Consider the following 436-nt stretch of genomic DNA (forward strand, 5'->3'; position numbering starts at 1 on the left):
GGCAAGCGGCTGGTGGACATGCCGCTGATGCGTCGGCAGCTGCTCAAGCTCACGCTGCCCACCGAGCAGGCCCGCACGATGGTGTTCCAGACCGCCGAGGCGCTGCGCCGCGCCGACGCCGGCGAGGCCGATGCCTACCCGCTGATGCGCGTGCTGACGCCGCTGATCAAGTTCCGCGCCTGCCGTGACGCGCGCAAGGTCACCGGCGACGCCATGGAGATCCGCGGCGGCTGCGGCTATATCGAGGAATGGAGCGACCCGCGCCTCGTCCGCGATGCGCACCTGGGGTCGATCTGGGAGGGTACGAGCAATATCGTCGCGCTGGATGTGCTGCGCGCCATCCGCCGCGAGGGCTCGCTGCCCGTGCTCCAGACGTATCTGGCTGGCCTGCTGGCCGATACGCCGATGCATGCCACGGCTCGGGCCACCTTCGCGC

At 70.4% G+C, this 436-nt stretch carries 1 protein-coding gene; it reads left to right on the plus strand.

Annotated elements, in window-relative coordinates; all coding sequences use genetic code 11:
- On the plus strand, nt 1–436 hold a 436-nt coding region (locus AC1DMY_RS20990; protein WP_477166773.1), incomplete at both ends, for an acyl-CoA dehydrogenase family protein.

The sequence above is a fragment of the Dyella sp. 01L423 genome (assembly GCF_056399945.1).